Source organism: Novimethylophilus sp. (assembly GCF_036504375.1).
Lineage (GTDB): Bacteria > Pseudomonadota > Gammaproteobacteria > Burkholderiales > Methylophilaceae > Novimethylophilus.
The window spans coordinates 1-9,048 of the sequence record NZ_DASXVH010000093.1; the positions used below are offsets into that span (position 1 = coordinate 1).

Below are 9,048 nucleotides of genomic sequence, written 5' to 3' on the forward strand. Positions count from 1 at the left end.
CAGGGATGAGTACATAGTTATTCATCGCAAAATCATATCATGCTGCCCTTGATTCCCGCCGCTTCGACCCAAGTTCAGGAGCATCCGGGGAAGAAAGGAGAGCCATGATGACTACCATCCGACCAGCTGCCGTCGCCGGCATGTTCTATCCCAGCGACCCTGCAGAGCTGGCCCACCAAATCCAGGCGATGCTGATGCAGGCGCAAACCGAGGCGCCGTCTTTGGTGCCCAAGGCGCTGATCGCGCCGCACGCCGGTTATATCTATTCCGGCCCGGTCGCCGCCAGCGCTTATACCCTGCTGGCGGCACAAGCCGGCAAAATCCGGCGTGTAATCCTGCTGGGGCCGACCCATCGCGTCGCCGTGCGCGGCTTGGCATTGCCCGGCGCCGATGCTTTCGAAACCCCGTTGGGGCGAGTCGATATAGACCTCGATGCCGCACGGCTCATTGCGCACATGCCACAGGTGACCGTGAGCCCGCAGGCCCATGCACTGGAACATTCGCTGGAGGTGCAGCTGCCATTCCTGCAGACGCTGCTGCCGGATTTCAAGCTGCTGCCGCTGGCGGTGGGCATGGTAGCGCCCGAGGATGTCGCCGAAGTACTGGAAGCGTTGTGGGGCGGCCCGGAAACGCTGATCGTGATCAGTTCCGACCTCTCGCATTATTTGCCTTATGCCAGCGCCAAACGCATCGACGGCGAAACCGCCGATGCCATCCTGCATTTCAGGGAGCCGATCTCCCATGAGCAAGCCTGCGGCGGTACGCCGGTCAACGGGCTGATGCTGGCCGCACGGCGGCACGGCATGACTCCGCACCTGCTCGACCTGCGCAATTCGGGCGATACCGCCGGCGATAAGAACCGGGTAGTCGGCTATGCGGCGTTCGCTTTCACCGAGGACGATGCCGCCGACCGCCAGCCCGCTCGCGGCAAGGGAGAGGTCTTGCTGGCTCTCGCCCGCAATGCCATCACACAAAATTTCGGTTTGCCGGTCAAACCGGTGGATCAGGCGGACTGGCTGAACGAACCGGGCGCCACATTTGTCACATTGATGCAGCACGGCGAACTGCGAGGATGCATGGGTTCGCTGGAAATCCACCGCTCCTTGCGTGACGATGTGCAGTTCAACGCCGTTGCCGCGGCATTGCGCGATCCTCGCTTTCCGCCGCTGGCCGAGGACGAAGTGGCGATCACGCACGTGGAAGTGTCGCTGCTCTCGCCGCAGCAGCCGATTCATTTCAGCGACGAGGCGGATGCATTGGCGCAATTGCGGCCGCATATCGACGGCGTGGTGTTCGAATACGGCCGGTACCGCAGCACTTTTCTGCCCCAGGTGTGGGAGCAGCTGCCGCAGCCGCGGCAGTTCATGGCGCACCTCAAGCGCAAGGCCGGGCTGCCGCAGAATTTCTGGTCGCCGGATGTGAAGCTCTACCGCTATACGGTGGAAAAATGGAAGGAATATAAAGATGGATGAAGCGATCAACCCGAACGAATGCCACGCCGGACGCTACTGGCACTGGCTTGACGACGGGCGTATCCAGTGCGACCTGTGTCCGCGGGATTGCAAACTGCACGAAGGCCAGCGCGGCGCCTGCTTCGTGCGCGGGCGCGCGGGCGACCAGATCGTGCTCACCACCTACGGCCGTTCCTCCGGTTTCTGCATCGACCCCATCGAAAAGAAACCGCTGAACCACTTCTACCCCGGCTCCAGCGTGCTGTCTTTCGGCACCGCCGGCTGCAATCTGGCCTGCAAGTTCTGCCAGAACTGGGACATCTCCAAATCGCGCGAGATGGACCGGCTGATGGACCAGGCCTCGCCGCAAGCCATCGCCCGGGCGGCTCAAACCCACGGCAGCAAGAGCGTGGCCTTCACTTACAATGACCCGGTTATCTTCCTGGAGTATGCGCTCGACACCGCCGACGCCTGCCATGCGCTGGGCATCAATGCCGTCGCCGTCACCGCCGGCTATATGCACGACGCGCCGCGTCGCGAGTTCTATGCCAAGATGGACGCCGCCAACGTCGACCTCAAGGCGTTTACCGAAGACTTCTATGTCAAGCTCACCGGCTCCCACCGGCAACCGGTGCTGGACACGCTGGCCTATGTCCACCACGAAACCGACTGCTGGCTGGAGATCACCACGCTGCTGATCCCCGGCCACAACGACTCGGACGAAGAGCTCAAGGCCTTGAGCGCCTGGGTCGCCAAGGAATTGGGGCCGGAAGTACCGCTGCACTTCTCCGCCTTCCACCCCGACTGGAAGATGCCGGACGTGCCGCCCACGCCGGCCGCAACACTGATGCGGGCACGGCGTATCGCGCTCGATGCCGGCCTGCACTACGTCTACACCGGCAATGTGCACGACCTGGACGGCGGCACCACCTATTGCCCGTCCTGCCGCCACGCGGCCATCGTGCGCGACTGGTACGACATCCGCCATTACGACCTGACGCCGCAGGGGCACTGCCCGAACTGCGGCACGGCCATTGCCGGGCGCTTCGGGACGTTCGGCAAGGCTTTCGGCCACCGCCGCGTCCCGGTCAGGGTTGCCGCCGCGCCAGCGCAAGGCGCCGCAGCGACATGACAGGGGGCGGTTGGTCGGAAAGTGAATAACGCCGTATCTTATCGAGTCATGCTGGTGGAAAACGATCGGGGCGATGCCGATCTGGTCCACCGGTCATTGCGCGCAGCCAAGGGTGTACATTTCCATATCACCTGGGTGACCACGCTCGCCGAAACCCTGCGCAAGCTGGCGGACAGCCCGTTCGACGTGCTGCTGCTGGACCCCGCGCTTCCCGATTCCAGCGGGCTCGACACCATTCATGCGGTGCGCCGGGCGTCGGATAGCCTGCCGCTGGTGATACTCGCCAGCCAGGACGACATTGACTTCGCTCTCCAGGCCATCGATATCGGCGCGCAGGACTGCCTGATCAAGGGCAAATTCGACAGCGAGAGTCTCGTCCGCGCCATACGCTATGCGATCGGCCGCAGCCATCGGCGGAAAAAATCGCCGAAGCGCAAACCAACCGCAGACTACCAGCGCCTTGCCACGCGCATTTTCGAAGCCATGGGCGACGGCATCATGGTGACCGACGCAGCGGCCAATATCGAAGCGGTCAACCCTGCTTTCTGCCAGATTACCGGCTACAGCGAGGACGAAGTACTGGGCAAGAATTCGCGCCTGCTCAGATCCGGCCGCCACCATCAGACCTTCTATCAGGCGATCTGGCGCGCGCTGCAGACCAACGGCGAGTGGGCAGGAGAAGTCTGGAACCAGCGCAAGGATGGCGAAGTATTCCGCGAATGGCTGACTGTCAGCAGCCTGCGCGATGAAGCGGGCAGGATCAGCCATTACATCGCGGTGTTCGCCGACATGAGCAGCATACACCGCAGCCACCCGGTAACCGAAAGACTCACCTGGCGCGATGCGCTTACCGGCCTGGCCAATCGCGCGCTGTTTCTGCGGCAACTGCAGCAGACACTGACCGATGCGCACCGGGATGGCAGGTTTTCGGTAGTGCTGCTGCTGGACCTGGACCGTTTCAGGGATATCAACGAGGCACGCGGGGCGGCCATGGGCAATGCTTTGCTCAAACTGGTCGCCAGAAGTCTGCGCAAAACCCTGCATTCGGACGACCTGCTGGCCAGGCTGGATTCGGACGAGTTCGCGATTTTGTTGCCGCGCCTGGTCGCCGACCGTGAAACCGCCGGCCGCGAAGCCCTGGTGGTCGCGGAAAAGCTGCGCATCGCGCTGCAGGAGACTATCGAACTTGACGGCGAGCGCTTTCACATCGGTGCCAGCACCGGCATCACGGTGTTTCCGGAATTCCCGGATGAAACGCCGTCGGATATCCTGCGCCAGGCCGACATGGCCATGCATCAAGCCAAGGCGGCAAGCGGCGGGCGCGCAATTTTCTTCGAAGCCATCATGGGCGAGGCCATCAAGGAACGCTACCGGGTGGAGCGGGAACTGCGCGCGGCGGTTATCGGCAGCCAGTTGCGCCTCTACGTCCAGCCCCAGCTGGAGGCCGGCCAGCGCCAGATCGGCGCGGAAGCGCTGGTACGCTGGGAACACCCGGAACGCAGTATAGTGCTGCCGGGGATGTTCATTCCATTGGCGGAGACGACCGACCTCATCGTCGCGATCGACCGCTGGATGCTGTCGGCGGTTTGCCGCTTGCTGGGGCGGCTCAATCGCGAAGGCCGCGCATTGCGGATATCGGCCAATATCAGCCCGCGCCATTTCCAGCAAGCCGATTTCGTCGATGAAGTGAAACGTCTGCTAGCGGTCAACGGCGCCGATCCGGCTCATCTGGTGCTGGAGATCACCGAGGGGCTGGTAATCGACGATTTCGCCGACGTGGTCGCCAAGATGTCGTTGCTGCGAACGCTGGGCGTGCATTTCTCGATGGACGATTTCGGCACCGGCTACTCCAGCCTGGCCTACCTCAAGCGCCTGCCCATCCATGAGCTCAAGATCGACAAGAGCTTCATCCAGGATGTCACCACCAACTCCAATGACGCCGCGCTGGTGGAATCCATACTTGCGGTGGCGCAGCACCTGCATCTGCAGGTCGTCGCGGAAGGCGTGGAAACAAAAGCCCAGGCCGAATTCCTCAATGCCCGCGGCAAGATCATTCATCAGGGCTACCTCTACGGCAAGCCGGAACCGGTGGAAAAATGGCTGGCCAAGCTCGACGAATGCTGACCAGTGCACCGCTTGCATTAATACTCCATACTCAATTAAGGGTAATATTGAAGCCATGCCGAATATTGATCATTTTTTAGATGCTCATTCCCTGTCCGACCCCGTCTGGCTTTCTCTGGTACTGGCCTTCGCCATCGTAGCGATCATCGTCAACAGCGTAGTGGCCCTGCGCTTCATCCATCTGTCGAAAGCCCTGCGGGAAAGCGAGGAGCGCTGGAAATTCGCGCTGGAAGGCGCCGGCGACGGCGTATGGGACTGGAACGTGCAAACCGACGAGGTAGTGTTTTCGGACCGCTATATGGAAATGTACGGCTTCAGCCGCCAGGATATCGCCGCCAACGAAGAAGTCTGGCAACAGCGCATCCATCCGGAAGACAGGCTGCGCGTAGCCGAAGACGTGCATGCCTATCTTGCCGGCAAAACACCTGCCTATGTCAACGAGCATCGCGTGCATTGCAAAGACGGCAGCGTCAAATGGATACTCGCGCGCGGCATGATCGTCAGCCGCGACGCCGAGGGCAGGCCGTTGCGCATGATAGGTACGCACGCCGACATCACCTCGCGCAAAGCGGCTGAAGAGCATATACGCCATCTGGCGCATTACGACGCGCTCACCGACCTGCCCAACCGGGCGCTGATCACCGACCGCCTGCAGCAGGCCCTGGCCAAGGCCAGACGGGACAAGGCTTTTATGGCGGTGATGTTCCTGGACCTCGACCGGTTCAAACCGGTCAATGACAATCTTGGGCATGATGTCGGCGACCTGCTGCTGAAACAGGTCGCAAAACGTCTGCAGGCCTGCATGCGCGAGTCCGATACCGTCGCCCGCATCGGCGGCGACGAGTTTGTCGTGCTGTTGCCGGAGATCGAGCAGCAACAGGATGCGATTGTGGTCGCCGAGAAAATCCGGCAAACACTGCAACAACCCTTCGACGTAGCCGGCCACCACCTGAGCATTTCATCCAGCATAGGCGTCGCCGTTTACCCCGAGCACGGTCATGACGAGAAGTTGTTGCTGATCAACGCCGATATCGCGATGTATCACGCCAAGAAAGACGGCAAGAACAATTACAAATTCTATATGCGGGAAATGCAGGGCGCATTACAGTAGCATTCAGCCCGCCCTGGCTTCGATGAGGGCTTCGGCTTTCCTGCTTTTCGCTACGCCGCAGCCTGCCCGGCACTGCTTTTTTGAACCAAATATCGTGCAAAAGGTTGCCGCTTGGCCTTACCGATGTCACCATGCGTTTTTCTGAAATCCAGGGGATTTTATGGCAACAAAAATCATGCGCACAAAATCGCTGATCCCGGCGTGCGTATTACTGCTGTCAGGTTGCGGCGGCATGAATGTCTGGCCGTTCGATGGAGAAAAATCGCATGGGCCAACGCTCGCGCCAAGCAACGCCACCTTGTATCAATGTGATGGCGGCAAGCATTTTTATCTGCGCTATATCGACACCGGCAATACGGCCTGGCTCATTTATCCGGACCGCGAAGTGGCTCTAGCCAAAGGCACGGCCTCAGCTGCCGGCACCCGCTACAGCAATGGCATTGCGGTGCTGGAGATCAAAGGCAACGATGCGACGCTGACCGACGGACCTGCAATTTCTTTCACCGGCTGCAAGCTTGCCGGCAAATAATCACATCCATCATCCCCGGGGATCTGTCGGCCGCTTGTCTGCGTCATGGGGCAATTGCTCGCGCATGGCATGCAAATAGGCGCGGTACTCCTCTATAGGCATAGGGACCACGCCGGCAGCTGAATCCGCGCGCTCGACCAGCGTGCGCAGCGCCAGATGCCGAGCCCTTTCCGTCTCGCGCCAGGCTAACGCCAGTTCCAATACTTTATGCCGGTGCGGGGCTGCCGCATCCGGCCGCAGGTCCAGTTCCCGGGTTCTGGATAGCAGGCTGCGCAAGCAGGACATGATACCGTTTACATAATGCGCCCATATCCTGTCGGCGATCAGCAGTGCGACAAGATTTACCGCCACCAGCACGCCCAGAATCAGCAGCGATTCGCTGAACAGCTCATAAAATATCGATGGCTGATCGCCGAAGTGAATGTGGTAAAGATTCTCGTCGACGAGGGCCTGCAACCTGAAATACAGCACTCCTCCGGCGATGCACAGCAGTATCACTTCCAGCGCGACCAAAGCTATCAGCAGCCGTTTCTGCAATACGAAATCAATGTAGTGAATCTTGCGGCGGTACTGCTTTTCGGCTGGTGGCGACGTGTGATCGGTATTCATAGATCGTGGCATTCGAAACATAAGGAGGAACCCGTCGTCATGGCGACGAGCTTGCCATGATTGCCGTTGTATCCGTCATGGCAGGAAACGCAACTCAGGCGGCCGTTCGGCAACAGGATGCGTTTGGAAAGTTGCTCGACAGGACGATAACCTCCGCCACGGGCAACCTCGGCATATTTGACCGCGATTGGATGATTTGCGGCGCCGGTGTCATGGCGGACGATCATATTGCGATCGATACTGAGCGCATTGGAATCGCCCTTGCTGTCGTGGCATTCCATGCATTGTACGGAATAGGCGTCAAGGCCGGCGGTCTGCATCGTGTTTCCGGCATCGAGGTGGCCCGATATCATCATCGATGCGCCCTGGTCTTTCATGCGGTCGAAAAACTTGGCGTCGTGGCAGGACAGGCACAGCTCCCGTCGGCGCCGGCTGCCCCGCATCATGCCCGGAGCTTTGCCGTGGACTTCGTGGCAGGTACTGCAAGTCAAATCGCCTTTCCAGTCCAGGGGATAGTCTGCGGGCGGCTTGCTGCGCGGCGCAAACCCGCTGGGATGGCTTACCTGGAGGGCCTTGGGATGGCAGCTGCCGCAAAGTCTTTCCTGGGAAGCAATCAACAGGTGAGCCTGTCCCGGCGTCACGGATTTTCCGGCCAGATGACAGCCTTCGCACGGCATCGCCGCCGGATGAAAACCACCCCGCGGCGCCGCCAGAATGAATGTTGCCGAAGCCGCCAATAATGCCAGCACCACCAGCAGCGTACGCCATGCAAAGCTAGATGGCTGCACGCCTGATCAGCCTCCCAAGTTTCGCAGTTGTCGCCTGCACCTGCGTCTGTTCTATCTTCCCGTCCTCGATCTCGCTTAGCGCGAGATTCAGCTCGTCGTCCAATTCCCGGTAGTGCGTTGCCATGGCCTCCAGGGAATGTTCGAGAAGAAGCGCATCCCGATGCAGACAATCGCCCTCCCTGATCGGGATCGGTTTAACCGGCCCCCTCGCAATCGCCCGTTCCAGGTTGCGCGAGAACCTGTACAACGGACCAACGACGCGAAAACTGCTGTATAAGGCGATCAGCCAGGTGACGACGGCGGTACATGTGACCAGAAGGAAACCGCCGATCAATAATGCCGTGCCCAGATAATTGTGTACGACATTATGGGATTGGATCAGCTCCCCGTAAGTGGCGCCGGAGCCGTCTGTCAGGATGTTCAGCGTAATAGCCAAACCCACTGCGGCTATGGCCCCGACGGAAAGAGCCGTCTTGGCCATCCAGCGCAGATGAAAAATTATTTCGGGGGCATCGTTGGAACGGCCGGGCGCTTGCATGTACCTGGAGATGACAACTCTGATATTTTAATACTCAGCATTATACCTACTTCGATAGCGTGGATATCACTATGGTGAGGACACACACAACCATAAAACCTGGGCCGGACTTAATCCATAATCAGCTTCTGGCATGCAATTCCGCATTCAATTCTTCGATCACTTCAGCCCAATCCGCATCCTCAAGAATTTTCTCGTTCAGGAACGATGCCTGCGTCGGCGTCCAGAACGATGCTTCTGAAAGCGGGACGCTGGTTGCCAGCGGGCTATGAGTAGCGATAAATTGTTCGATGGATGCCTGATCCGAAGGCAGGCCAAGTTGAGCAAACAAATTATTCATGCTGTGTACCGGCGCTTCCATGGTTCACCTCCGGATAAAAACTAATCGTCTGTCAATGAGAGCGAATTACATGCAGCCAAGTTCGCACGTGCGAATGATGCAGCAGCCTTTTTGTTCCATACCGTACGGTGGATGGCCTTGGAACAGCGCTTTTAAATCCGCCTGAGTCTCTAGATAATGTCGTCACGACGATATGCCAGAATGCCCTAATCTTTAGGCGCTGTATTGTCTTTACACATAGGCACGACATATCCGACCGAATCCGGGAGCTACTCGAACCGCACCTGCCCGGACAATCCGGGCAATGGGGAGGCATCGCCCGCGACAACCGGAAATTCATCAACGCGGTTTTCTGGATATTGCGAACTGGCGCGCCGTGGCGCGATCTGCCCGCGAGCTACGGCGACTGGAAGAATGCTCACCGTC

Annotated in this window: 10 protein-coding genes; 6 read left to right on the forward strand and 4 right to left on the reverse strand. The window is 59.6% G+C overall.

Going from position 1 to position 9,048, the window contains the following annotated elements; genetic code table 11:
- The first annotated feature begins 104 nt into the window (after window positions 1-104).
- From amrB to VGK14_RS13545, 5 genes are all read left to right on the forward strand, one after another.
- The gene (gene amrB / locus VGK14_RS13525; protein ID WP_331509621.1) at window positions 105-1,472 is read left to right on the forward strand and encodes an AmmeMemoRadiSam system protein B; all 1,368 of its coding nucleotides are present in this window, start codon (window positions 105-107) and stop codon (window positions 1,470-1,472) included.
- Complete coding sequence (gene amrS / locus VGK14_RS13530; RefSeq protein WP_331509622.1) at window positions 1,465-2,583, forward strand: AmmeMemoRadiSam system radical SAM enzyme; 1,119 nt, start codon at window positions 1,465-1,467, stop codon at window positions 2,581-2,583. Before amrB ends, amrS begins: the two co-directional genes overlap by 8 nt.
- A gap of 21 nt (window positions 2,584-2,604) precedes the next feature.
- The gene (locus tag VGK14_RS13535; protein ID WP_331509623.1) at window positions 2,605-4,707 is read left to right on the forward strand and encodes a putative bifunctional diguanylate cyclase/phosphodiesterase; all 2,103 of its coding nucleotides are present in this window, start codon (window positions 2,605-2,607) and stop codon (window positions 4,705-4,707) included.
- Window positions 4,708-4,762: 55 nt separating this feature from the next.
- The gene (locus tag VGK14_RS13540; protein WP_331509624.1) at window positions 4,763-5,818 is read left to right on the forward strand and encodes a sensor domain-containing diguanylate cyclase; all 1,056 of its coding nucleotides are present in this window, start codon (window positions 4,763-4,765) and stop codon (window positions 5,816-5,818) included.
- A 160-nt stretch (window positions 5,819-5,978) separates the two neighbouring features.
- Window positions 5,979-6,347 (forward strand): MliC family protein, encoded by a 369-nt coding sequence (locus tag VGK14_RS13545; RefSeq protein WP_331509625.1) that lies wholly within the window; start codon window positions 5,979-5,981, stop codon window positions 6,345-6,347.
- A gap of 9 nt (window positions 6,348-6,356) precedes the next feature.
- Here VGK14_RS13545 and VGK14_RS13550 read toward each other — a convergent pair whose 3' ends face one another.
- The 4 genes from VGK14_RS13550 to VGK14_RS13565 form a co-directional block, all read right to left on the reverse strand.
- Complete coding sequence (locus VGK14_RS13550; RefSeq protein ID WP_331509626.1) at window positions 6,357-6,956, reverse strand: hypothetical protein; 600 nt, start codon at window positions 6,954-6,956, stop codon at window positions 6,357-6,359.
- Window positions 6,953-7,744 carry a cytochrome c3 family protein gene (locus VGK14_RS13555; RefSeq protein ID WP_331509627.1) on the reverse strand — a complete coding sequence of 264 codons (792 nt, stop codon included), beginning with the start codon at window positions 7,742-7,744 and terminating at the stop codon, window positions 6,953-6,955. Before VGK14_RS13555 ends, VGK14_RS13550 begins: the two co-directional genes overlap by 4 nt.
- Window positions 7,731-8,282 carry a hypothetical protein gene (locus VGK14_RS13560; RefSeq protein ID WP_331509628.1) on the reverse strand — a complete coding sequence of 184 codons (552 nt, stop codon included), beginning with the start codon at window positions 8,280-8,282 and terminating at the stop codon, window positions 7,731-7,733. Before VGK14_RS13560 ends, VGK14_RS13555 begins: the two co-directional genes overlap by 14 nt.
- A 121-nt stretch (window positions 8,283-8,403) precedes the next feature.
- Window positions 8,404-8,643: a DUF2789 domain-containing protein gene (locus tag VGK14_RS13565; protein ID WP_331509629.1), complete on the reverse strand. Its 240-nt coding sequence runs from the start codon at window positions 8,641-8,643 to the stop codon at window positions 8,404-8,406.
- 203 nt (window positions 8,644-8,846) lie between these two features.
- Here VGK14_RS13565 and VGK14_RS13570 point away from each other — a divergent pair.
- Window positions 8,847-9,048 (forward strand): transposase (locus tag VGK14_RS13570; protein WP_331509630.1); only part of this gene is annotated, 202 nt, incomplete at its 3' end.

Excerpts from the sequence above, each read along its gene's own strand:
- amrB (WP_331509621.1), top strand. The coding sequence starts at position 105 with ATGATGACTACCATCCGACCAGCTGCCGTCGCCGGCATGTTCTATCCC.
- amrS (WP_331509622.1), top strand. The coding sequence starts at position 1,465 with ATGGATGAAGCGATCAACCCGAACGAATGCCACGCCGGACGCTACTGG.
- VGK14_RS13560 (WP_331509628.1), bottom strand. The coding sequence starts at position 8,282 with ATGCAAGCGCCCGGCCGTTCCAACGATGCCCCCGAAATAATTTTTCAT.
- VGK14_RS13545 (WP_331509625.1), top strand. The coding sequence starts at position 5,979 with ATGGCAACAAAAATCATGCGCACAAAATCGCTGATCCCGGCGTGCGTA.
- VGK14_RS13565 (WP_331509629.1), bottom strand. The coding sequence starts at position 8,643 with ATGGAAGCGCCGGTACACAGCATGAATAATTTGTTTGCTCAACTTGGC.
- VGK14_RS13540 (WP_331509624.1), top strand. The coding sequence starts at position 4,763 with ATGCCGAATATTGATCATTTTTTAGATGCTCATTCCCTGTCCGACCCC.
- VGK14_RS13550 (WP_331509626.1), bottom strand. The coding sequence starts at position 6,956 with ATGAATACCGATCACACGTCGCCACCAGCCGAAAAGCAGTACCGCCGC.